Source organism: uncultured Jatrophihabitans sp. (assembly GCF_964244045.1).
Classification (GTDB): Bacteria; Actinomycetota; Actinomycetes; order Mycobacteriales; family Jatrophihabitantaceae; genus Jatrophihabitans.
Map to the genome: position 1 here is coordinate 99,829 of NZ_CAXTHK010000003.1, position 22,259 is coordinate 122,087.

Here is a 22,259-nt window from a genome sequence, read left to right on the forward strand (position 1 = left end):
TCGACCCAGCGCGGGACCGCGTCCGAGCTCAGATCAGCGCGTCGAGGTCGATCCGAACGGGGAACGGGTCGCAGGCATCGAACACGCCGGTGACCGGTCCATCGTCGCGGTACCCGGACCGGCCGGCCCGGGTGCACGCCACGATCGACACCGGCGGCTCGGTATCCACGATCCAGAAGTGGCCGATTCCGGCGTCGGCGTAGTCGGTGCGTTTCAGGATCTGGTCGGTGCGGTGCGACCCCGGAGACAGCACCTCGACGACGACCACGGTGGCCTCCGCGCGCAACAGCCCACCCTCGACGTCGACCCGCGCGAACTCCTGGGCCGTCACGACGATGAGGTCCGGCCGACGGGCCGTGGCGGGTCTGCCCGGCGAGGCCAGCTGGAGATCGAGGTCGACGTCCGGGACGACGCGCAGGTCGGGCCGGCAGTTGCGCCCGCAACGTGGCGAACAACGCGCCAATGGCGACCATATGTCGCGGCGTCGGGCTGGGCGCCATGACGAGGCTGCCCTCAACCAGCTCCCACCGCTGCTCGTCGTCCGCAGGGAGCGCGGCGTAATCGGCGATGGTGAGCAGCTGCCCCCGCGCCGGTGACACGCTCATCGCGCACGCCTCATGCTCCCGAGTGTGGCACGGAGACGCCCCCGCGGTCCGGCTCGTCGACGATCGCCGGCTCGGGCAGGAGGCCGTGCAGCCAGGCCGCTGTGCGGTGGCTGATCACCGCTCCGGGCAGCGCCGCGGCAGCGGCGTGCACTTTGTCGATCGTGGTGGGCGTTCGACGCGAGCAGTAGACGGCCGGCAGCAGCTCGACGAGCGCGCCGCGCCGGCGCCGTCGCCCGATCTCGGTGTTGGTCAACCCCGCCAGGCGCAGTTGCTGGAGGTGCGCACACACGACTCCATGACGTCATCGTGCGGCTTGCGCTCGCCGGGCGTCGAGAAAACTCGCGGCCTGTGGACAACGGCCGCTCACCCAGGTGGCTTCTCGGGTGAACAGAACAGCGGAGGGCGTGGGATTCGAACCCACGTCAGGGGATCACCCTGAAGCGGTTTTCAAGACCGCCGCACTCGGCCACTATGCGAGCCCTCCAGTGCCTGCGAAACTACCCGACTGCGCACCTTCCCCGCCGGGGGCTTACGTCGCACGTGCAGCTGTGACACATCGAGAGGGCGCCCACCCGAAGTCGACCGGACAGTCGTGCGCCGACGCGCTGCCCTTGCCGGCGACCGTTCGCGTTGAGCGCCGCTCACTGTGGCGCGCGTCTCGGATAACGGAGTGACAACCTCCGGATCGTGGGTAGAGTCTTCTGCGGAACCGGAGGCAACACCTCCGCTAGCGATCTACAGCACTGGAGCACACCCATGGCCCTCGACACCGCGGCAACGAGCCTGTCGAAACCCGCTGCCAACGACGACCCTATGCACGCGCGTCGCTGGTTGATCCTGACGATTCTCGCGCTCGCGCAGCTGATGGTCGTCCTCGACTCGACCATCGTGAACATTGCGCTGCCGACCGCGCAGAGCGATCTCGGCTTCAACAACGCCGACCGCCAGTGGATCGTCACCGGGTACGCGCTTGCGTTCGGCAGCCTGCTGCTGATCGGCGGCCGGCTCAGTGACTTCTTCGGCCGCAAGTGGGCCCTGCTCGTCGGCCTGGTGGGTTTCGCGGTGGCCTCTGCCGTCGGCGGAGCGGCCCAGAACTTCGGCATGCTGGTCACCGCCCGCGCGGTGCAGGGCGCGTTCGGCGCGATCCTCGCCCCGGCCGTGCTGGCCCTGCTGACCACGACCTTCACCGACGCCAAGGAGCGCGGCAAGGCCTTCGGCATCTTCGGCGGCATCGCTGGCGCCGGCGCCTCGATCGGGCTGCTGCTCGGCGGCTTCCTCACCGAGTACGCCACGTGGCGCTGGACGCTGTACGTCAACCTCGCCTTCGCCGCCGTCGCGTTCGTCGGCGCCTTCACCCTGCTGCCCGCCTTCAAGCGCTCCGAGGAGCGTCAGGGCAACGACCTGCCCGGCACCTTCAGCATCACGCTGGGCCTGTTCGCCCTGGTCTACGGCTTCTCCAACGCGGAGCAGCACGGCTGGTCGGCAGCGCTCACCGTTGGTTGCCTCGCCGTCGGCGCCGTCCTGCTGATCGCCTTCGTCTTCATCGAGCAGCACGCGACCAACCCGATCCTGCCCCTGCGGGTCGTCACCGACCGCAACCGCGGCGGTGCCTTCATCGCGATGTTCCTGTCCGGCATCGGCCTCTTCGCCGTCTTCCTGTTCCTGACGTACTACCTGCAGGGCATCCGCGGCTACTCGGCCGTGAAGTCCGGCCTGGCCTTCCTGCCCATGACCGGCACGATCGTGGTTGTGGCCTCGCTGGGCAGCGCGGTGCTGGTCACCCGGATCAGCTCCCGGATCATGATCCCGCTGGGCATGGCCCTGTCCGCGGTGGGCCTGTTCCTGCTCACCCACATCAGCCTCGAGGGCAACTACGCCACGGTCATCCTGCCGGCCACGATCATCCTGGGCGCGGGCCTCGGGCTGATCTTCGCCCCGGGCTTCAACCTGGCCATCCTGGGCGTGCGCGCCGAGGACTCCGGCGTCGCCTCCGCGGCGGTCAACGTCGCGCAGCAGGTCGGCGGCTCGATCGGCACCTCGCTGTTCAACACGATCGCCGGCACCGTCGTGGGCACCTACGTCGCCTCGCACCTCAACGGCGCGAAGCCGGGCAGCGCCCAGTTCGCGTTGACCCAGGCCAACGCCCAGCTGCACAGCTACACGGTGGCCTTCTGGATCGCGGCCGGCGTATTCCTCGGCGGGGCGATCATCACCGCGCTCGTCCTGCGCTCGGGCATCGCCCAGGCCGAGGGCGAACCGGCCCTCGCAGTCTGAGCGGGGACGCAGATGAATACCGCCGAAGACGTCGGGACGGTATCGGGCGAGGACGCACCTCGGCCGACGCGCAAGGACGCGGCGCGCAACCGCGCGCTGCTCATTGCCGCCGCCCGCGAGGTCTTCGCGCGACGCGGCCTCGAGGCCAGCCTCGACGACATCGCTCGGCAGGCCGGCGTCGGGGTCGGCACTGCGTACCGGCACTTCGGCAACAAGCACGAGCTGGCCGAGGCGATCATGCACGAGACGATCGACGAGGTCGTGGCCGCTGCCGATCGCGCTCTCGAGGCCGACGACGCGTGGGACGGGCTCGTCGAGTTCCTCGAGTCGGTGCTCGAGCTGCAGACGAAGGACCGTGGCCTGCGCGAGGTACTCATGGGCGTGCACGAGGCCAAGACCGACGCCATGCAGGATCGGCTGACCGCCCGCGTCCGTCATCTGCTCGAGCGCGCTCAACGCGACGGCCAGGCGCGCGCGGACGCCGAAAGCGGCGACGTCGGGGCGATGCTGATGATGCTGTGCCACGTCGCCGATCTCGGTGGGGACATCGCGCCGACGCTGTGGCAGCGCTACGTCCCGACGCTGCTGTCGGCTCTGCGTCCGGGTGGTCCGCCGCTGCCCGGCCGCGCCCTTACCGACGCCGAGATGCACACCGCGATCGTCTGCCAGCACCGCATGCGCCCACCCCGCTCAACCGAGTAACTCCTCCAGCAGGGCCGGAGCCGCGTCGACGTGGTCGAAGGCCCCCCACCGGGCGCCCGACGCCGCAGCGAGCGCGGCTGCGGCGTCGCTGTCGCTGCCCGGCGCGAGGATGACCAGCTCCGGGATCGCCGCGGCCACCGGCACCGGGTCCTGCTCGTCGGTGGCCCGGCAGTCCGAGAGCAGCACCAGCACCCGTCGAGTTGCCCGGGTCGCGGCCAGCGTCTCGGCGCCCGCCTTTAACGCCGACGCCAGCGCCGTGATCCCGTGTCCGCGCAGGCGCAGCACCCGCTCGACGACCGTCTCGGGCGGCAATGTCTCGGTGACGCGGCGCAGCGGCCGGACGTCACGGGCGAAGGCCAGTACCGCGTGCTCGGCCGGGGCGCGCAGCGCGCAGGCCGCGGCGATCATGGCCGCCCGCGCGAGGCGTTCGCCGGTCATCGACCCTGAGTCGTCGACGAGCAGGCACAGCGCGAGTTCGGGACGACCCCAGTCGCGGGCCAGCAGGTCGTCCAGGTGCGGCGCGCGGGCCTCGGCGTGCGCCCCGACGACGGCGTCGAAGGAGGCGTCGAGATCGAGGTCGCCACCCCGGCTCGCGGGCACCAGTCGAGGACGGCCGGTGCCGCGCAGCAGCGTGCGACCGGTGCGGGTGCGGTCCAGGACGATGCGCGCCGCGAGCCGCCGGGCGCGGGCCCGCAGGGCCTCGTCGGTGGCGGTAGTCAGCTCGGCCAGCAGGGCGAGCGCGGCGTCGGGGTCGTCCTCGAGCTGACGCGCGAGCACGTCCTCGTCCAGCTGCCCGACCTGTGGCGACAGCTCGGCGAAGGCCGGGTTCTTGGCGAGCTGCGACCGCGAGGTCGTGCGCCCGTCCGGCCGGGCGTGCCGGCGCTGCTGCTGGTTGCCCGCCGGTGGCGGGCTCAGGCTTCCCCCGGCGGGGCGTCTCCCGTCTTGTCGTCGGCGGCTGCGGGCTCGCGGCCGAACACGCCCTCGTAGAGCTCGCGGACCACCTGCTCGGCCGTGCGCGTGCAGGATTCGAGCAGCCGCACCCGTCCGGACAGCGACACGAGCGCGGCGTCGAGTCCGACGTGCCAATCGGTGGCCGGTACGCCGCGACTGACGCCGAGCCTTGCTGCGATGCCGACAAGATCGATGGCGCCGCGCACCGACGACCCGACCCGGATGTCCGCATGCGCCCGGGTCCGGCGGACGAGCTCGACGACCTGATCGCGCCATTCCGGGTCAACGGCGTCGTCACGTTCGCGCAGCGCAACGATGCTGGCCTCAGTGGCTGCGGACTGGTAGTCCATCGCGATGCGGCAGGTCCGGTCGTACACCGCGGCCGAGATGCGTGCCGTGCCCACCGCGTCGAACGGGTTCATCGCCGCGACGAGGCGGAACCCCGGCTCGGCCTTGATCACCCCGAGCCGGGGGACCGCGAGTTCGCCCTCGGACATCACGGTGATGAGGACATTGAGCGTCTCCTCCGGGACCCGGTTGATCTCCTCGACGTAGAGCAACCCGCCCGTGCGTAGTGCGTCGACGAGCGGGCCGTCCACGAAGATGTCGGGCACGTAACCCTTGGCCAGCACCTGGGCCGGGTCGAAGTGCCCGACCAGCCGGGCCGGCGTCAGCTCGGCGTTGCCTTCGACGAGGAAGAACGGAACGTCGCGACCGCCGGCCACCGCCCGCAACAGCGTGGACTTACCGGTGCCCGGTGGCCCCTCGAGCACCACGTGGGCGCCGGCGTCCAGCGCGGCGCGCAGGAGCTCGTCCTCACCTTCGCGTCCTAAGACCGTTCCAGCGCCGCTCACGCTCAGCGACACTCCTCTCCCCCGCTCGCTCCGCGCGGGGGGATCATCGCGACGCTTCCTCGCTCCGCTCGGACGATGTTCCTTGTTCGCTCCGCAAGCGTCGCTCAGCCCGCATGATCATGCACGACGATGCCGCGAATGTTCTTGCCGTTGAGCAGGTCGTCATAGCCCTCATTGACCTGCTCGAGGGTGTACGTGCGGGTGATGATCTCGTCCAGCTTGAGGTCGCCGCTCTGGTAAAGCCCGAGGATCTTCGGGATGTCGGTCGTCGGGTTGCAGTCGCCGAACAGGCTGCCCTTGAGCGACTTGCGGAACAGCGTCATGACCGAGCCGGACAGCTCGATCGTCTGCTCCTCGATCTTGTTCAGACCGGTGAGCACGACGGTGCCGCCCTTGCCGATGGCGTTGAAGCCGCCCGAGACGATCTCCGACGTCATGAGGCCGGGCGTGAGGATGGCGCTGTCGGCCATCTGCCCGCGCGTCATGTCGGTGATGGCGGCCATCGCCTCGTCGGTGCTGGCGAAGGTGTGCGTAGCGCCGAGCTCCATCGCCTTCTCGCGCTTGTTCTCCAGCGGGTCCACGGCGATGACGTTCTTGGCACCGGCGTACCGCGCACCCTGCACCGCGTTGATGCCGATGCCGCCGATGCCGACAACGACCACGGTGTCGCCAGGCTTCACGTCGGCCGTGTTGACCGCCGCGCCCCAGCCGGTGGGCACACCGCAACCGACGAGGACAGCCTTGTCGAGCGGCAGGTCGTCGTCGACCTTGACCACCGAGTTCTGGTGGATCGTCCCCCACTGGCTGAACGTGCCGAGCATGCACATCGCGCCGTAGTCGCCCTTGGCGCCCTTGTACGGGAAGTGCTCGCCGGGCAGGTAGCCCTCGAGGATGGTGGCGCCCATGTCGCAGATCGACTGGCGGCCGGTGGCGCAGTAGCGGCACGTGCCGCAGTTGGGGATGAAGGAGCAGACGACGTGGTCGCCCACCTTGACCCGCGTGACGCCGGGGCCGACCTCCTCGATGATGCCGGCGCCCTCGTGGCCGAGCACCATGGGCAGCCGCGCCTCGAGGTCGCCGTGCGCAACGTGGACGTCGGAGTGGCACAGGCCGGCGTAGGTGTAGCGGATCAACACCTCACCGTCGCGCGGGCCGTCGAGGTCGAGCTCCTCGATCTCGATCGGCTTGCCCGGTTCGAAGACGACTGCGGCCTTGGTCTTCATCGACACTCCTCGGCGTTGTCACGCCGGCGGCGGGCCCGATCCACGGTGAACCGACCTCAACAATCACGCCGAACGTCACTCGTGTGTAGCAGGTTCGGCACGCGGCCGAAAGGCTTGCGCGGAGTGGCGGGCCGTATGCAGGTCCGGTTCTGCAGTTGTGTCAGTGGGTCGTCCTAGCGTGCGGAGCATGACGAATCTGGTGCTTCGCGAACTACCCGAATCCCTGCGGCGCGAGCTGCAGCAGGCCCAGCTGACGACACCGCAAGACTCTGCTCACCGCGAGATAGCGCTCGAGGCGGGTGGGCCGCTCATGCGCGCGCTGTTCCGGGCCGAGGCCGAACTGCTGGTCGCCGACGCCTTGGCCATGGAGTCCGGCACGTGGGTCCCGCGCGAGCCCGACGAGCGCCGCCACGACGCGCTGCTGCTGGTGCTGCAGCGGCTGCGCTACCTCAGCGAGGCGGCATGAGTCAGCCGAGCAAGGACGCGCGCATCGCGGCGGTGTCCTCGTCCGTCCAGCCCTGCGAGGCCAGCCACGCCTGGGTGCCGCCGTAGGTCGCGTCAAGGCCCTCGAACAGGGCGGTGATCGTCTCGGCCTTCGGCTTGTGCCGGTCGAGGTCGGCGACGGGGTCGATGTCGCCGGCATAGGTGCGACGCTGGGCGAGTCGGGCGAAGATCCGCGGCACCCGCTCGGCGCTCAGGGCGTAATCGGCGGCGATGAGGTCGCGGTCGACACCGACGAGGTCGAGGGCCAGTGCGACGACGGTCCCGGTGCGGTCCTTGCCTGCGGCGCAGTGCACGATCGTCGCGCCGTCGCCGTCGGCGATCAACCGCAGGGCGGCGACGATCGAGTCGGCGCGCTCGGACAGGTATCGCAGGTACACGGCAGAGGCGCCCTGCCGCCGTTCGGCCTCGCTGAGTTCGGCGTCGCGGGCCTGCCACGGCAGGACCACCGGCGCATCGTCGTCCTCAGCGGCCGCGGCGTCGGTGTGCTCGCCGGCCTCGGGCAGCAGCGACAGGTGGGTGATCTCGACGTCAGGCTCGCGTGTCATCGGCCCGGGGCCCTCGCTGGCCACCTCGACGCCGCTGCGCAGGTCGGCGACCTTGCGCACCCCGACGACGTCGACCAGCAGGCGGACGTCCGACTCACTGAGCAGCTGCAGGTTGTCCGAGCGGATCAGCCGGCCGGGCCGTGTCCGGCCGCCGTCGGCGGTGGGCAGGCCGCCCAGGTCGCGGACGTTGTCGGCGCCCTGAAGTTCGATCCAGAGCGGCTGCAAGGCAGTCATGTTTCGAGCCTAGCCAGGCGGCGCGACGGCATGGTTCACGGATCCGAAACGGTGCTGGAATAACGTGCGGCGACATGAGGCTGTCCGAGCACGAGCAGGAACGGTTGATGATCAGCTACGCCGCCGACATCGCCCAGCGCCGGCGAGATCGCGGCCTGCGACTCAACTATCCCGAGGCCGTCGCCATCATCACCTCGTTCGTCCTCGAGGGAGCACGGGACGGACGCAACGTCGCCGACCTCATGTCTGCCGGGCGCTCCGTGCTCACCCGCGACGACGTCATGGACGGCGTACCCGAGATGATCGAGTCCGTTCAGGTCGAGGCCACCTTCCCGGACGGCACCAAGCTGGTCACCGTCCACGGACCAATCGCATGACCCCGGGTGAAGTCGTGACGCCGGACGAGTCAATCGTCTTGAACGCCGGTCGCGAGCCCTTAGCGATGGTCATCGAGAACACCGGCGACCGCCCCGTCCAGGTGGGCTCGCACTATGCCATCGCGTGGGCCAACCCCGCGCTGTCTTTCGACCGCGCCGCCGCGCGCGGCATGCGCCTTGACATACCCGCAGGTACGTCGGTGCGCTTCGAGCCCGGGTTGTCGATGGACGTCGCGCTGGTGCCGCTCGCCGGTGCGGGCATCGTGCGCGGGCTCCGAGGTGAAGAGCGCGCCGATGGCTGAGATCTCCCGCGCCCGCTATGCCGCGCTGTACGGACCGACGGTTGGCGACCGCGTACGCCTGGCCGACACCGACTTGCTGATCGAGGTCACCGAGGACCGCGCCGGTGGCCCGGGCCGGGCCGGTGAGGAGGCTGTGTTCGGCGGCGGCAAAGTGATCCGTGAGTCGATGGGCCAGTCCATCGCTACCCGCGCCGAAGGCACCCCGGACCTCGTCATCACCGGCGTCGTCGTGCTCGACCACTGGGGCGTCATCAAGGCCGACGTCGGCATTCGCGACGGCCGGATCGTGGGGCTCGGTAAGGCCGGTAACCCGGACACGATGGACGGCGTTTCACCTGAACTCGTCATCGGCCCGTCGACGGAGATCCTGGCCGGCAACGGGATGATCCTGACCGCCGGCGGCGTCGACAGCCATGTGCACATGATCGCGCCGCAGCAGATCCCGGTGGCGCTGGCCGCCGGCATCACGACCCTGATCGGTGGCGGCACCGGTCCGGCCGACGGCACCAAGGCCACGACCGTCACGCCCGGTTCGTTCTGGCTCGACGCGATGCTGCGGGCAACCACGGCCTGGCCGGTGAACGTCGTCCTGCTCGGTAAGGGCAACACGGTCTCCGAAGAGGGTCTGTGGGAGCAGCTGCGCGCCGGCGCCGGCGGGTTCAAGCTGCACGAGGACTGGGGCACCACTCCCGCGGCGATCGATGCGTGCCTGTCGGTCGGGGTCGCGGCCGGCGTGCAGACGGCCATCCACACCGACACCCTGAACGAGGCCGGCTACCTGGAGTCAACGCTCGCCGCGATCGGCGGACGGCCGATCCACACGTACCACACCGAGGGGGCCGGAGGCGGGCACGCGCCGGACATCATCCGCATCGCCGCGTACGCGAACGTGTTGCCGTCGTCGACGAACCCGACCCGCCCGCACACCGTCAACACCCTCGACGAGCACCTCGACATGCTGATGGTCTGCCACCACCTCAAGCCGTCGATCCCCGAGGACCTCGCGTTCGCCGAGTCGCGCATCCGGCCGTCGACGATGGCGGCCGAGGACGTGCTGCACGACCTGGGCGCGATCTCCATGATCGGCTCGGACAGCCAGGCCATGGGCCGGATCGGCGAGACGATCATCCGCACCTGGCAGACCGCACACACCATGAAGCGTCGACGCGGCTCGCTGCCAGGCGAGTCGATGTCACCGGGCGGGGGCGCCGACAACATGAGAGCCCGGCGCTACGTCGCGAAGTACACGATCGCCCCGGCCGTCACCCACGGGTTGGCGTCCGAGATCGGGTCGGTCGAGGTCGGCAAGCTGGCCGACCTCGTGCTGTGGGAGCCGGCGTTCTTCGGGGTCCGTCCGCACGTCGTGCTGAAGTCCGGCGTCATCGCCTGGGGCAACATGGGCGACGCCAACGCCTCGATCCCCACGCCGCAGCCGCAGCTGCCGCGGCCGATGTTCGGCGCATTCGGCTCACTGCCCGCGCTGCTCGGCCGCTCCTTCGTCGCGCCCGCCGCGCTCGAGGCCGGGCTCGGCGAGCGGTGGGAGTCCGACCGGCCGCTCGTCGCGATCGACGACGTGTCCGGGCTGACGAAGGCCGACCTGCCCGAGAACGACGCACTGCCCACCATCGACGTCGACAGCGAGACCTTCGCGGTGCACGTCGACGGCGAGCTCATCGAGCAGCAGCCGGCCACCGAGCTGCCCATGGCCCAGCGCTACTTCCTGTTCTGATGCCTCCGATGCCCTCCCACCACCGCGTGGCAACCCCGCCCACCCCGTTGAGTGTCGGGTTACGCGTCGAGTGTCGAGTTGTAAGTCGACACTCGACGGCTAACCCGACACTCAACCGGTGCGGGACGGGGGGACGGGATTGAACGCGCTCCTGCTGCTGCTGCTCGACTCGCGCTCACCGGCCGGTGGCCACAACCATTCGGCCGGTGTGGAGGCCGCGATCGAAGCCGGGTTCGTGCGCGGCGTGGGGGACGTGGAGGCGTTCTGCCGCACCCGGCTGCATACATCGGGACGCGTCAACGCCGCGTTCGCCGCCGCGGCCTGCCACCTCGCGATCGACGGACGGGACGGGTGGGACGAGCTGGACGCCGAGTTCGATGCCCGCACGCCGTCCGCGGCGACCCGGGCGGCAAGCCGGCAGCTCGGCCGTGGCCTCATGCGCCTGGTCCGCGCGTCACTGCCGGACTTCGCCGCGCCGTGGCCAACGACCACGCCCCATCACCCGCTCGTCCTCGGCGCCGCAGTGGCCGCGGCCGGCGGCGACCCGGAACTCGCCGCGCGCGCCGCCGCTCTCGCCGCGGCCAGCGTCCCGGCGAGCGGAGCGGTCCGGCTGCTGGGCCTCGATCCGTTCGCCGCGCACAGCGTGCTGGCCCGGCTCGCACCGGACATCGACGCGCTCGCTGCCGACGTAACGCACCACCCAGCGCTGCCCACCGAAAGCGCCCCCGCCCTCGACCTGCTCGCTGACTTCCATCTCACCGCGGAGGTGCGTCTCTTTGCGTCCTGACTGGCTCCGGCCGCCCCACCACAACACCACCAGCGGCGACCACGATCATGATCACGACCACCCCGGTGGCGCGCCCACCGGCGCCCGGGCACCGCGCATCGGCATCGGCGGACCGGTAGGCAGCGGCAAGACCGCGCTCGTCGCCGCCCTCTGCCGTGCGCTGAGCAGCGAGCTGACGATCGGCGTCGTCACCAACGACATCTACACCACCGAGGACGCCGACTTCCTGCGTCGCGCGGGCGTGCTGCCCGACGAGCGGATCCGCGCGGTGCAGACCGGTGCCTGCCCGCACACCGCGATCCGCGACGACATCACCCCGAACCTCGACGCCGTCGAGCAGCTCGAGGCCGATCACCCCGACCTCGATCTCGTCCTCGTCGAGAGCGGCGGCGACAACCTGACCGCGACGTTCTCCTACGGTCTGGTGCATCGGCAGATCTTCGTCATCGACGTCGCCGGCGGCGACAAGGTGCCGCGTAAGGGCGGCCCCGGCATCACCCGCAGCGACCTGTTGGTGATCAACAAGACCGACCTCGCCCCGCTGGTGCACGCCGACCTCGAGGTCATGCGCCGCGACGCGGCGGCGGCCCGCGGCACCCGACCGACATTGTTCACCAGCCTGGCCGAGGACCCGGCCGCGACTTACGTCGCCGAATGGGTGCGCGGAGTGCGGGCCGTCCTGACACCGGCGTGAAGGCGCACACCCGTGCCGTCGTCCATCCCGGCGGTCGGCTCGGCGAGCTGCACTGCACCCCGCCGCTCACTGTGCGCCGGGTGCGCGCCGACCGGAGCGACGAGTGCGCGCTCTGCCTCGTCGGCAGCGCCGCCGGGCCCCTGGCCGGCGACGAGCTGATCGCCGAGCTGACCGTCGAACAAGGCGCGCGGGCCACACTCACCGCCACCGGAGCCTCCATCGCCCAGGGCCGCGGCGGCCCGGCGGCCAGCATGGCGTGGCACCTCAACATCGGCGCGGGCGCGCACCTGACGGCCGACCCGGGGCCGCTGATCGTCTGCGAGGGCAGCCGGGTCGACGTCGAGATCGCCATCAGCCTGGCGGCCGACAGCCACCTCGAGTGGCGCGAGCTCGTCGTCCTGGGCCGCAGCACCGACGTCACGCCAGGAGCCGCCACGATCGGCTGGGACGTCACCCGCGCCGGCCGACCTCTGCTCCGGCAGAGCGTCGACCTCACCGGCCCGGACTGGGCGCACCTCATCGCAGGGCACCGCGTGCTGGCCACCGCCCTGCTCACCGGCCCGGACGTCGCCGCCCGCACCGTCGTGCACTCCCGGACATCCGTCGCCCAACAGCTCGACGAGCACACCGTCCTGCTCACCGTCCTGGGCGACAGCGCCGCCGAGGTCACCCGCAATCTCACCGCGCTGCGCGCGGCGTCCTGAGTGCACCAGTCCGAGGGCCGCACTCAGCCGCGGTCGGGCAAGATCCGGACTCACCCGACGAGAGGCGCGCCCATGTCCAGCACGTCCGCAGTGTCCGGCAAGCCCAGGCACCCGGCATACGTCGCAGTCGCCGAGAAGCGAGCCGCAGACGTGCAGCTCAAGGTCGCCGACGGGATCACCCGCTTCGCCGGGTCGATGATGTTCGTCTACGTCCACGTCGTGATCTTCGCGGTCTGGATGCTGGTGTTCGAGAAGAGCCCGTGGCCGACGCTGACGCTGGTGGTCTCCCTCGAGGCGATCTTCCTGTCCACGTTCGTCATGATCGGGCAGAACCGGCAGGCCAGCTTCCAGCAGGCCAAGGCCGACCACGACTTCACGGCGAACGAGCAGGAGTTACACACCAACACCGAGTTGACGCAGCAGATCCACGTGTTGACGCAGGAGCTGCATCGTCAGCTCTGCAAGCCCGCCACCCCGCAGGGCTGATCAGTTCCAGGCTAGGCCTTCGGGGCCGGCGTCGTCGGCGAGGACCGTCCCCTCGATCAGGCCGTACGGACGGTCGGCGGCGTAGTACACCTCGCTGTCGTTCGTCAGGCCGAACGGGTCGAGGTCAACGAGGAAGTGGTGCTTGTTCGGCATTGCGAGGCGCACCTCGCAGATGTCCGGGATGCTCTCGATGATCCGCGTGCCGATCGCATAGAGCGTCTGCTGCAGCGAGTAGCTGTAGGTCTCGGCGAAGGTGGACAGCAGCGCCGCCTTGGCCTCCGCGAACGCGTCGGCCCAGTCCACGTCCACCGAACGGTAGCGCCACGACGCCTCGACGGACGTGGCCAGCATGCGGTCCTTCGTCTCCGCCAACGTTGTGTACTCGTCACGCGGGAAGCCGTGGAACTCGCTGTTCGTCGTGTTCAGGACGGTGAGGTCGCGCAGGCCGGACACCACACTGATCCCGGCCGTCTCGTCGTGGATCACCGTCGTGGTGCGCACGTAGTCACCGCTGCGGTGGAAGGAGTTGGGCTGGGCCTCGATGCGCGTCCAGCCGTACTGCTCGATCGCGACGCGGGCGCGGGTGATCGGCCCCTGCGTGGCGACGAAGTGTTCGGCCAGCGCCAGCCCCAGGCGTTCAGGCTCGACGTGCCCGAGCTTCTTGCTGAACGCATAGACGGTGTTCTTCTGGGTGTCGGTGGCGAGCACGTTCGTGTTGTCGCCGGTGAGGTAGCAGCCCGCGACGTCACCGGACAGGCTGCTCGAGACGTTGCGGTCGGTGATCACGTCACCACCGTCGACCGCCGCGCCCCTGTCCACGTGCACGACTCGGACCTCGGCCTTGCCGTAGCGGTTTGCTCCTAGCTGCACCATGTCTGCTCCCCGCGAAAGATGCTCATCAGGTAAACAAGGGGGTGTTTCCACCACCCGTCCGCCGCTGTGGCCATCATGTTTCCAGCAGCTCGCCGGCCCGTGGAAACTGAACCGAAATCTATCGTGGCGACCATCGGCGGATCATGGATCTGAACACGGTCGAGACCTACCGGGTCGCGCACTCCCGCGCCGAGCTCGTCCTGGCGCCGGGCGAGCGGGTGGTCGCCGGTGGCACGTGGCTGTTCTCCGAGCCCGCTGAGCCCGCAGCCGAGCACACGGGGTTGGTGGACCTGACCGCGATGGGCTGGCCGGCGCTGGAGTACTCCGACGCAGGCCTGCGGATCGGTGCGACCTGCACCATCGCCGAGCTGGCCGACATCCCGCGCCGCGAGGGCTGGGCGGCACATCCGCTCTTCGCGCAGTGCGCCAACGCGCTGCTGGCGTCCTGGAAGATCTGGAACGTTGCGACGGTCGGGGGGAACGTCTGCCGCTCCTACGCCGCGGCCGGCATGGTCTCGCTCTGCGTCGCGCTCGACGGGGTCGCCGAGGTGTGGACGCCCGACGGAGGCGGCTATCGCGTCCCGGTGGCCGATCTCGTCACCGGCAACGGCACCAACAACCTCGCACCCGGTGAGGTCCTGCGGGCGCTCGAGTTGCCGGCCCATGCGCTGCGCGCGCGCACCGCATTCCGCAAGATCGCGCTGGCGGCGCTCGGTCGGTCGGGGGCCGTGCTGACCGGGCGGGTGGACGAGGACGGTTCGGCCGTCTTCACGATCACCGCAGCGACGGCCTGGCCGACGGTGCTGCGCTACCCATCGGTGCCCGACGCGGCGACCCTGCGGGCCGCTGTCGACGCGGCCGACGGGTATTACGACGATGCGCTCGGTGTCGCAGACTGGCGCCGGGCCGTCAGCGGCGTACTGCTCGAGGAGATCCGCGTGGAGCTGATCAGCCCATGAAGTTCAGGGTCAACGGCGACGAGCTCGACAGCGATCCTCGCAGCGGCCAGTGCTTGCGCACGTTCCTGCGCGACCACGCGCACTTCGAGGTCAAGAAGGGCTGCGACGCCGGCGACTGCGGCGCCTGCTCGGTCCTCGTCGACGGCACGGCGGTGCACTCCTGCGTCTACCCGGCGCAACGCATCGAGGGACGCAGCGTCACCACGGTCGCCGGGCTCGGGACCGTCGACGACCTGCACCCCATGCAGCAGGCCTTCGTCGACAACTTCGGTTTCCAGTGCGGTTTCTGCACGGCGGGCATGATCGTCACGTCGTCGACCCTGAAGCCCGAGCAGCTCGACGACCTGCCGCGCGTGATGAAGGGCAACCTCTGTCGCTGCACGGGCTACCGCGCGATCCGGCAGGCCATCACGCAGGGCGTCACCGACAACGCAGCGGGTCAGACGTACGCCCCGGTCACTGCCGACGCCCACGACGAGCCGTCCGTGGGCCGCTCGGTGCACCCGCTGGCCGCCCGGCAGGTCGTCACCGGGACCGAGCCCTACACCTTCGACGTGGATGTGCCCGGCCTGCTGCACCTGCGCGTCCTGGGGGCGCCGCACGCGCACGCCCGGATCACCGACATCGACGTGACCGAGGCGCAGGCCGTCCCCGGGGTGCGGCTCGTCCTCACCCACGCCGACGTGCCCGACCTCCGCTTCTCGACCGGGCGGCACGAAAACCGCCTCGACGACCCCGACGACACCCGCATCCTCGACGACGTCGTGCGCTTCCGAGGCCAGCGGGTCGCCGCTGTGGTGGCCGACAGCGTGGGCGCGGCCGAACAGGCCTGCCGGTTGATCCGGATCGACTACGAGCCACTGCCAGCCGTCTTCGACCCCTCGGCCGCGCGCCGGCCCGGCGCGCCGCTGCTGCACCCCGACCGCACGCCCGCCGACCGGGTCGCCGAGGCCGGGCGCAACGTGATCGCCTCGCTGCACGAGGGCATCGGCGGCGACGTCGATGAAGCGCTTGCCGACAGCGAGGTCACCGTCGACGGCGTATGGCAGACCCAGCGGGTGTCGCATGCCCAGCTCGAGACGCACGGCTCGATCGGCTGGGTCGACGACGACGGGCGGCTGGTGCTGCGGACGAGCACCCAGGTGCCGTTCCTGGTCCGCGACGAGCTGTGTCGCCTGCTCGACCTCCCAGCCGATCGGGTGCGGGTGTTCAGCAAGCGGGTCGGCGGCGGCTTCGGCGGCAAGCAGGAGATCCTGACCGAGGACCTCGTCGCGCTGGCCGTCCTGCGGCTGCAGCAACCCGTCGCCTGGGAACTGAGCCGGGCCGAGGAGTTCAGCCGGACCACCGTGCGGCACCCGATGCGGGTGGCCGTCTCGCTCGGCGCCCGCCGCGACGGCGTCCTCACCGCGCTGAAGGTCGACGTGCTCAGCGACACCGGCGCGTACGGCAACCACTCGATCGGCGTCATGTTCCACTCCTGCGCGGAATCGATCAGCGTCTACAATTGCCCGGTCAAGCGGGTCGACGCCGAAGCCGTCTACACGAACAACGTCCCCTCCGGCGCCTTCCGCGGCTACGGCCTGGGCCAGGTGATCCTCGGCGTCGAGTCGGCCATGGACGAGCTCGCCATACGTCTTGGTATGGATCCGTTCGAGCTACGACGCCTCAACGCCGTCCGCGACGGCGACCCCATGCTCACCGTGCACCCCGAACCGGAGGAGGACCTGATCTGGGGCAGCTACGGCCTCGACCAGTGCCTCGACCTCGCGCAGGACGCGCTCCGCCGCGGCAACGGGGTCGAACCACCGTCCGGCGATCACTGGCAGGTGGGCGAGGGCATGGCAGTTGCCATGATCGCGACAATGGCGCCGCGCGGGCACGTGGCCAAGACGACGGTGACGCTGCGCCCCGACGGCACGTACCTGCTCGGCGTCGGCACCAGCGAGTTCGGCAACGGCACCACCACCGTGCACGCGCAGATCGCCTCGACGGTCCTGGGCACCGGCGTCGACCGCGTCGAGCTGCACAACTCCGACACCGACGGCACGCAGTACGACACCGGCGCGTTCGCCTCGGCCGGCACAACGGTGGCGGGCAAGGCGCTGCACGCCGCGGCGCTGGCCCTGCGCACGATGGTGCTGGGAACGGCCGCCGCGCTCGGGCAGGCCGAGGTGTCGACGTGCCGGCTGACCCGCCACGGCGTCGTCGCGGGCGACACCCTGCTCGAGTTCGCCGACATCGTGGCCGCCGCTCCGTTTGCACACCGCACCGCCGACGGGCTCACCGCGAACGGCGACGAGTACGGCGCGATGCGCTCGATCGCCTTCAACGTGCACGCCGTCCGGGTGGCCGTCGACGTCCGCACCGGTGAGGTGCGCATCCTGCAGTCGGTGCAGTCCGCCGACGCCGGGACGGTCCTGAACCCCGAGCAGTGCCGGGGGCAGGTCGAGGGCGGCGTCGCGCAGGCGATCGGCAGCGCGCTCTACGAGGAGGTGCTGGTCGCCGACGACGGGCGGATCGAGCAGGTGTTCCGCACCTACCGCGTACCGCAGCTGGCGGACGTCCCCGAGACCGAGGTGTACTTCGCCGATACCAGCGACGAGCTCGGACCGTTCGGCGCCAAGTCGATGAGTGAGAGCCCCTACAACCCCGTCGCGGCCGCCATCGGCAACGCGATCCGCCGCGCCGTCGGCGTGCGGCCCTACGAGACGCCGTTCTCGCGGGATCGCGTGTGGCGCATGCTGCAGTGAGTCTTTACCGTGCGACCGTCGTCGACGTTCCTGGTGATCCGTTCAGTGACAACCCGGCCGCCGCACTGGCATCCGAACAGGATGGCGGTTTGCTCGTCGACAACGCCGGCGTGATCGTCGAGCGGGGTCCCTTCGCCGCACTGCACGCGGCGCATCCTGACGAGCCGGTCACCGACCTGCGCGGCGGCCTGCTCATGCCGGGTTTCGTCGACACGCACGTGCACTACCCGCAGCTGCGGGCCATCGGCGGCCTCGGGATGCCGCTGCTCGACTGGCTCGAGCAGTGCGCGCTGCCCGAGGAGAGCCGGCTCGCCGACCCGTTCTACGCCGATGCGGTGGCGGCCGAGTTCGTGGACGGGCTGGTCAGCGCCGGAACCACGTCCGCGCTCGTCTTCGGCTCGCACTTCGCGACGGCGATGGACATCCTGTTCGAACGCGCCGACCGCAGCGGCCTGAACATCACGGCCGGTCTGGTGCTCAGCGATCGGCTGCTTCGTCCCGACCTGCTCTCGGGTCCGGAACGCTGCCTGGCCCAGAGCCAGGCTCTGATCGAGCGCTGGCACGGCCACGATCGGTTGCGGTACGCAGTGACGCCGCGCTTCGCGCTGTCGTCGTCAGAGTCGATCATGGACGTCTGCGCCGAACTGCTCGCCGACGACGTCTGGTTCACCACGCACGTCAACGAGAACCAGGTCGAGGTGGCGACGGTCGCCGGCTTGTTCCCTGACGCCGACCACTACCTCGACACGTATCACCGGCACGGGCTGGTCACGTCGCGGTCGGTCTTTGCGCACAACGTGCACGCCCGCGACGACGAGCTCGAGCTGCTTGGCGGGCTCGGGGCCTGGGTAGCGCACTGCCCGACGAGCAATGCGGCGCTCGGCAGCGGGCTGTTCCCGCTCGCGCGGCACGTCCAGCATGGTGTCGGGGTGGCGTTGGGCTCGGACGTGGGGGCCGGGACGGGTCTATTCATCGGGAAGGAGGCGCTGCAGGCCTACTTCCTGCAGCGCCTCCTCGGGCCGGACGGCTACCCGCTCACCCCCGTCCACCTGCTCTACCTCGCCACGCGCGCAGGCGCGAAGGCCCTCGGCCTGGACGATCGCGTCGGCGACTTCACCCCGGGCAAGGAGTTCGACGCCGTCCTCATCCGTCCCCCGGCCGGGAGCACGCTGGCCGTGAATCTGGCCCACGCCACGGACACGGTCGACGCGCTGGCTCGGGTGTTTGCGTTGGCCACGCCCGCTGACATCGAGCAGGTCTGGTCGTGTGGCCGGCCGTTGCTGGCAGGCTGACGCTCAACCCACCGGCACCCGCGTGGCGCTGTTCGTCGTGGTGCCGTTGCCGAGCTGCCCGTACGAGTTCGAACCCCACGCCCAGGTGCTGGTCGTCGACCGCACCGCAAGGGAGTGATAGCTACCGGTGCCGAGGTCGACGACCTTGGTCAGGTTGAGCACGCTGACCGGCGTGGCGCTGTTGGCCGCACCGCCGTTGCCGAGCTGGCCGTAACTGTTGTACCCCCAGCACTGTTCGACGCCGCGGGTGATCGCGCACGCGTGGTAACCCCCCACAGCGATCTTGCTGACACCGCTCAGTCCGGAGACCCGCACCGGGCGAGACGTCAAGGTGGTGGTGCCGTTGCCCAGCTCGCCGTAGCCGTTGTATCCCCAGCAGTAGACCGAGCCGGCCGGGTAGGTGACGCAGGACGAGTAGTCCCCGCTGGAGATCGATACCGCGTGGGTCAGCGACGCCGTCCGCACCGGGGAGAGCTCCTGCGTCGTCGTGCCGTCGCCGAGCTGGTGGTAGCTGTTGTCGCCCGTGCAGTAGACCGAGCCGGTTGCGCGCACAGCGCAGGTGAAACCGTAACCGCCGTCGACGTCGACCACCCGCGTGAGGCCGGGCACCGTGCGGGGCACGGTGCTGATGGCAGTCGTACCGAGTCCCAGCTGGCCGTAACCGTTGTAACCCCAGCACTTGACCCTGTTGCCCACGACGAGCGCGCACGAGTGATAGGCCCCGACCGACACGGACAGCGCCCGGCCGAGGCCGACGACGCCGACCGGCGTGGAGCTGTTGGTCGTGGTGCCGTTACCGAGCTGGCCGAGCGCGTTGTACCCCCAGCAGCTGACAGCGCCGGACGCGGACAGCGCGCAGGAATGGTAGTTGCCGGTGGCCACCGACACGATGCGCGTCAGGTTCCCGGCCCGGACCGGGCCCGTGTTGTTCGTCGTCGTCCCGTCACCGAGCTCGCCGTAGTAGTTGTATCCCCAGCACCGGACGGTCGCCGTGGTGGTGACCTGGCAGGAGTGGCCGTAGCCGCCGGCGATGGTGTGGATGACCTGGTAGTAGAAGTAGTCGGCAGTGGTGACGGCCGAGGCACCCGCGCCCGTACCGACCCGTACGTTGACCAGCGCGGCGCTGTGCGCCGGAGCGGTGACGACGAGCTTCCTGCTCGACGCGACGCTCACGTGCGTGCCCTTGACCCCACCGAAGGTGACGGCACGGACGTGGCTGAAGTGGCTGCCTCGTACCGTCACCTGCACACCGCCGGTGGTCGAGGCGTGAGTCGTCGACACCGACGTCACAGTTGGTTTGGGCTGGTGTCTGGCTTTGGCGTTCGCCGCGGTCGGGAACGCGAGCGTGACGGCGGCACCTGCGGCCATACAGGTGGCCAGGACTGCCGCCTTGCGGAGCGTTGTTGTGTGCATGGTTCCCCCAAGAGGATCGACGGCGCCCACCGGACGGGGCGTCATGAGGGAAGAATGGCGCTTTGTTCTAGCTAAATACATAGCCAACGGCCAGGGTTCAGGCTTCGGTAATACGCCGACTCGCCGCTGCGGCCCGGGACGCGAGCTGGCTCGCGTCTGCTGTCTGCAAGGTTCCCCCGCCCACGACCTGACGGCCGCCGACGAACAGGTGCTCGAGCGCAGGTGCGCCGAAGACGAGGGTGGTGACGGGGTCGGCGATGCCCGCGCCGGGCAGGTCGTGTACCCGCCATAGCGCGAGATCGGCCTGCTTGCCCACCTCGATCGAGCCCAGCTCGGCGTCCCGGCCGAGGCAGCGGGCGCCGCCCATGGTGGCCATCCGCAACGCCTCGCGGGCCGACAGCGCCTGCGGACCGCCGCGGTAGCGCGCGGCCAGCATGGCCTGGTGCAGCTCGCCGACCATCCGGCCCGATTCGTTGGACGCTGAGCCGTCGACGCCCAGCCCGACCGGCGCGCCGGCGTCGAGCAGGGCGCGAATCGGGGCGATGCCCGAGCCGAGTCGCCCGTTGGACGTCGGGCAGTGGGCGACACCGGTGCCGGTGGCCGCGAAGCGGGCGACCGCGTCGTCCGAGAGGTGGACGCAGTGCGCCATCCACACGTCGTCACCGAGCCAGCCGAGCTCCTCGGCGTACTGCGTCGGGGTGCGGCCGAACGTCTCGAGGCAGAAGGCCTCCTCGTCCTGCGTTTCGGCCAGGTGGGTGTGCAGCCGGACGCCTTTCTCGCGGGCGAGTGCGGCGCTGTCGCGCATCAGGTCGGCGGTGACCGAGAACGGCGAGCAGGGCGCGAGCGCGATGCGGGTCATCGCGTCCGGGGCGGGGTCGTGCCAGCGGTCGATCGCGTCGGCACTGGCGGCCAGGATCGCGTCATGACCTTCGACCACCTCATCGGGCGGCAGCCCGCCGTCGGACTCACCGAGGTTCATCGACCCGCGGGTGGGGTGGAAGCGCAGGCCGATCGACTGCGCGGCGTGGATCTCGGCCTCCAGCAGGTCGCCGCCGCCGTGCGGGAACACACTGCTCTTCGGGAAGACACTGCTCTTCGGAAAGACATAGTGGTGATCCATCGACGTCGTGCAGCCGGTGAGCGCCATCCAGGCCAGGTTGGCCGCGGCCGCGTCATGCACGAGGTCCGCGTCGAGGCGCGCCCAGATCGGGTAGAGCGTGGTCAGCCAGCCGAACAGCGTGTCGTCGGTGGCGTAGCCGCGGGTGATCCACTGGTAGAGGTGGTGGTGGCTGTTGACGAAACCGGGCGTCGCGAGCAGCCCAGAAGCGTCGATCCGGTCGGCGTCGCCGGCGTACCGGCCCGCGCCGACGACGGAGATCACGCCGTCCTCGATCACAACATACCCATCGGTATGTTCCGTGCCTGCTGCGTCCACGGTCGCGACGTGGCAACCCTCGAGCACGGTGATCACGCCCGCCACCCTGCATGCGTCGGGTTACCGGATCGTTTCCCGATCGTCATGAGCCCCGGTACGTCGAGTACGCGAACGGGCTCAGGAGCAGCGGGACGTGCAGGTGGGCGTCGGGATCGGTGACACGGAACGTGACCGTCACCTCGGGGTAGAAGAAGCTGTCCTGGCCGTTGGCGGTGTAGTAACCCTCGACGTCGAAGCGCAGGCGGTGCACGCCGGCCTCGAGCTGCCGAGCCAGATCAACCACTCGACCGTCGGCGTCGGTGCGGCGCTGGGCGATCTGCGCCCAGCCGCCGCCGCCGCTGCGCTCGAGGACGACGCCGACGCCCGCCGCCGGGCGTCCGCTGACCGCGTCGAGCACGTGCGTCGACACGCTCACGCCCTCACTCCGTTCGGGCCGGGCAAGCCGGCATACCCACGGTTCGCTCCGCAGGCGTCGCTCACACCCTCACTCCGTTCGGGCCGGGCAAGCCGCCATACCCACGGTTCGCTCCGCAGGCGTCGCTCACACCCTCACTCCGTTCGGGCCG

The 22,259-nt window shown here is 70.4% G+C and carries 23 protein-coding genes and 1 tRNA gene; 13 read left to right on the forward strand and 11 right to left on the reverse strand.

The window, feature by feature from the left end:
* Window positions 1-28: 28 nt before the first annotated feature.
* The 3 genes from ACFFC4_RS03610 to ACFFC4_RS03620 form a co-directional block, all read right to left on the reverse strand.
* On the reverse strand, window positions 29-463 hold the full coding sequence (locus tag ACFFC4_RS03610; RefSeq protein ID WP_375497869.1) for a Uma2 family endonuclease: 435 nt from the start codon (window positions 461-463) through the stop codon (window positions 29-31).
* 152 nt (window positions 464-615) lie between these two features.
* On the reverse strand, window positions 616-894 hold the full coding sequence (locus tag ACFFC4_RS03615) for a hypothetical protein (protein WP_375497871.1): 279 nt from the start codon (window positions 892-894) through the stop codon (window positions 616-618).
* A gap of 107 nt (window positions 895-1,001) precedes the next feature.
* A tRNA-Ser gene (locus ACFFC4_RS03620) sits at window positions 1,002-1,089 on the reverse strand.
* A gap of 272 nt (window positions 1,090-1,361) precedes the next feature.
* On the opposite strand from ACFFC4_RS03620, the gene ACFFC4_RS03625 reads away from it, so the two are divergent.
* Both ACFFC4_RS03625 and ACFFC4_RS03630 read left to right on the forward strand, forming a co-directional pair.
* Window positions 1,362-2,879 carry an MFS transporter gene (locus ACFFC4_RS03625; protein ID WP_375497873.1) on the forward strand — a complete coding sequence of 506 codons (1,518 nt, stop codon included), beginning with the start codon at window positions 1,362-1,364 and terminating at the stop codon, window positions 2,877-2,879.
* Window positions 2,880-2,891: 12 nt separating this feature from the next.
* Window positions 2,892-3,581, forward strand: a complete 690-nt coding sequence (locus tag ACFFC4_RS03630) for a TetR/AcrR family transcriptional regulator (RefSeq protein ID WP_375497875.1) — start codon at window positions 2,892-2,894, stop codon at window positions 3,579-3,581.
* Here ACFFC4_RS03630 and ACFFC4_RS03635 read toward each other — a convergent pair.
* The 3 genes from ACFFC4_RS03635 to ACFFC4_RS03645 all read right to left on the reverse strand — a co-directional run bounded on the left by ACFFC4_RS03635 (window position 3,570) and on the right by ACFFC4_RS03645 (window position 6,609).
* Window positions 3,570-4,358, reverse strand: a complete 789-nt coding sequence (locus ACFFC4_RS03635; protein WP_375497877.1) for a vWA domain-containing protein — start codon at window positions 4,356-4,358, stop codon at window positions 3,570-3,572. The genes ACFFC4_RS03630 and ACFFC4_RS03635 overlap by 12 nt on opposite strands.
* Before the next feature lie 134 nt (window positions 4,359-4,492).
* Window positions 4,493-5,386, reverse strand: coding sequence for an AAA family ATPase (locus tag ACFFC4_RS03640; protein ID WP_375497879.1), 894 nt, complete (start codon window positions 5,384-5,386; stop codon window positions 4,493-4,495).
* Window positions 5,387-5,490: 104 nt separating this feature from the next.
* Entirely contained in the window at window positions 5,491-6,609 is a 1,119-nt protein-coding gene (locus tag ACFFC4_RS03645; RefSeq protein WP_375497881.1) for an NDMA-dependent alcohol dehydrogenase, read from the reverse strand.
* A gap of 187 nt (window positions 6,610-6,796) precedes the next feature.
* Here ACFFC4_RS03645 and ACFFC4_RS03650 point away from each other — a divergent pair, with 187 nt between their 5' ends.
* Complete coding sequence (locus tag ACFFC4_RS03650; RefSeq protein ID WP_375497883.1) at window positions 6,797-7,075, forward strand: hypothetical protein; 279 nt, start codon at window positions 6,797-6,799, stop codon at window positions 7,073-7,075.
* 1 nt (window position 7,076) lies between these two features.
* Here the strand turns inward: ACFFC4_RS03650 and ACFFC4_RS03655 are convergent, their stop codons facing one another.
* A complete protein-coding gene (locus ACFFC4_RS03655; RefSeq protein WP_375497885.1) occupies window positions 7,077-7,892 on the reverse strand; it encodes a tyrosine-protein phosphatase in 816 nt (271 codons plus the stop codon).
* Between the two features lie 74 nt (window positions 7,893-7,966).
* Here ACFFC4_RS03655 and ACFFC4_RS03660 point away from each other — a divergent pair, with 74 nt between their 5' ends.
* The 7 genes from ACFFC4_RS03660 (at window position 7,967) to ACFFC4_RS03690 (ending at window position 12,971) form a co-directional block, all read left to right on the forward strand.
* Window positions 7,967-8,269: an urease subunit gamma gene (locus ACFFC4_RS03660; RefSeq protein WP_375497887.1), complete on the forward strand. Its 303-nt coding sequence runs from the start codon at window positions 7,967-7,969 to the stop codon at window positions 8,267-8,269.
* Complete coding sequence (locus ACFFC4_RS03665; protein ID WP_375497889.1) at window positions 8,266-8,571, forward strand: urease subunit beta; 306 nt, start codon at window positions 8,266-8,268, stop codon at window positions 8,569-8,571. The genes ACFFC4_RS03660 and ACFFC4_RS03665 overlap by 4 nt, the downstream gene beginning before the upstream one ends.
* Window positions 8,564-10,300: an urease subunit alpha gene (locus ACFFC4_RS03670; RefSeq protein ID WP_375497891.1), complete on the forward strand. Its 1,737-nt coding sequence runs from the start codon at window positions 8,564-8,566 to the stop codon at window positions 10,298-10,300. Before ACFFC4_RS03665 ends, ACFFC4_RS03670 begins: the two co-directional genes overlap by 8 nt.
* 118 nt (window positions 10,301-10,418) lie before the next feature.
* On the forward strand, window positions 10,419-11,087 hold the full coding sequence (locus tag ACFFC4_RS03675; protein WP_375497893.1) for an urease accessory protein UreF: 669 nt from the start codon (window positions 10,419-10,421) through the stop codon (window positions 11,085-11,087).
* Window positions 11,077-11,781 carry an urease accessory protein UreG gene (gene ureG / locus ACFFC4_RS03680; protein ID WP_375497895.1) on the forward strand — a complete coding sequence of 235 codons (705 nt, stop codon included), beginning with the start codon at window positions 11,077-11,079 and terminating at the stop codon, window positions 11,779-11,781. Before ACFFC4_RS03675 ends, ureG begins: the two co-directional genes overlap by 11 nt.
* Window positions 11,742-12,485 carry an urease accessory protein UreD gene (locus tag ACFFC4_RS03685; protein WP_375497897.1) on the forward strand — a complete coding sequence of 248 codons (744 nt, stop codon included), beginning with the start codon at window positions 11,742-11,744 and terminating at the stop codon, window positions 12,483-12,485. The genes ureG and ACFFC4_RS03685 overlap by 40 nt, the downstream gene beginning before the upstream one ends.
* A gap of 72 nt (window positions 12,486-12,557) precedes the next feature.
* On the forward strand, window positions 12,558-12,971 hold the full coding sequence (locus ACFFC4_RS03690) for a DUF1003 domain-containing protein (protein WP_375497899.1): 414 nt from the start codon (window positions 12,558-12,560) through the stop codon (window positions 12,969-12,971).
* Here ACFFC4_RS03690 and pucL read toward each other — a convergent pair whose 3' ends face one another.
* Window positions 12,972-13,844, reverse strand: a complete 873-nt coding sequence (gene pucL / locus ACFFC4_RS03695; protein WP_375497901.1) for a factor-independent urate hydroxylase — start codon at window positions 13,842-13,844, stop codon at window positions 12,972-12,974. It abuts the gene before it with no gap.
* Between the two features lie 143 nt (window positions 13,845-13,987).
* Between pucL and ACFFC4_RS03700 the strand changes: the two genes are divergently transcribed.
* Genes ACFFC4_RS03700 through guaD form a run of 3 tightly spaced genes read left to right on the forward strand, consistent with a single transcriptional unit; the run spans window position 13,988 to window position 18,845 of the window.
* A complete protein-coding gene (locus ACFFC4_RS03700; RefSeq protein ID WP_375497903.1) occupies window positions 13,988-14,803 on the forward strand; it encodes an FAD binding domain-containing protein in 816 nt (271 codons plus the stop codon).
* Window positions 14,800-17,553: a molybdopterin-dependent oxidoreductase gene (locus ACFFC4_RS03705; RefSeq protein ID WP_375497905.1), complete on the forward strand. Its 2,754-nt coding sequence runs from the start codon at window positions 14,800-14,802 to the stop codon at window positions 17,551-17,553. Before ACFFC4_RS03700 ends, ACFFC4_RS03705 begins: the two co-directional genes overlap by 4 nt.
* A complete protein-coding gene (gene guaD, locus ACFFC4_RS03710; RefSeq protein ID WP_375497907.1) occupies window positions 17,550-18,845 on the forward strand; it encodes a guanine deaminase in 1,296 nt (431 codons plus the stop codon). Before ACFFC4_RS03705 ends, guaD begins: the two co-directional genes overlap by 4 nt.
* 3 nt (window positions 18,846-18,848) lie before the next feature.
* On the opposite strand, the gene ACFFC4_RS03715 is transcribed toward guaD, so the two are convergent.
* The 3 genes from ACFFC4_RS03715 to uraH all read right to left on the reverse strand — a co-directional run bounded on the left by ACFFC4_RS03715 (window position 18,849) and on the right by uraH (window position 22,108).
* Window positions 18,849-20,258 (reverse strand): IPT/TIG domain-containing protein, encoded by a 1,410-nt coding sequence (locus ACFFC4_RS03715; RefSeq protein ID WP_375497909.1) that lies wholly within the window; start codon window positions 20,256-20,258, stop codon window positions 18,849-18,851.
* Window positions 20,259-20,355: 97 nt separating this feature from the next.
* Window positions 20,356-21,726, reverse strand: a complete 1,371-nt coding sequence (locus tag ACFFC4_RS03720; protein ID WP_375498142.1) for an 8-oxoguanine deaminase — start codon at window positions 21,724-21,726, stop codon at window positions 20,356-20,358.
* Between the two features lie 49 nt (window positions 21,727-21,775).
* Window positions 21,776-22,108 (reverse strand): hydroxyisourate hydrolase, encoded by a 333-nt coding sequence (gene uraH, locus ACFFC4_RS03725; RefSeq protein WP_375497911.1) that lies wholly within the window; start codon window positions 22,106-22,108, stop codon window positions 21,776-21,778.
* Between the last annotated feature and the right edge of the window lie 151 nt (window positions 22,109-22,259).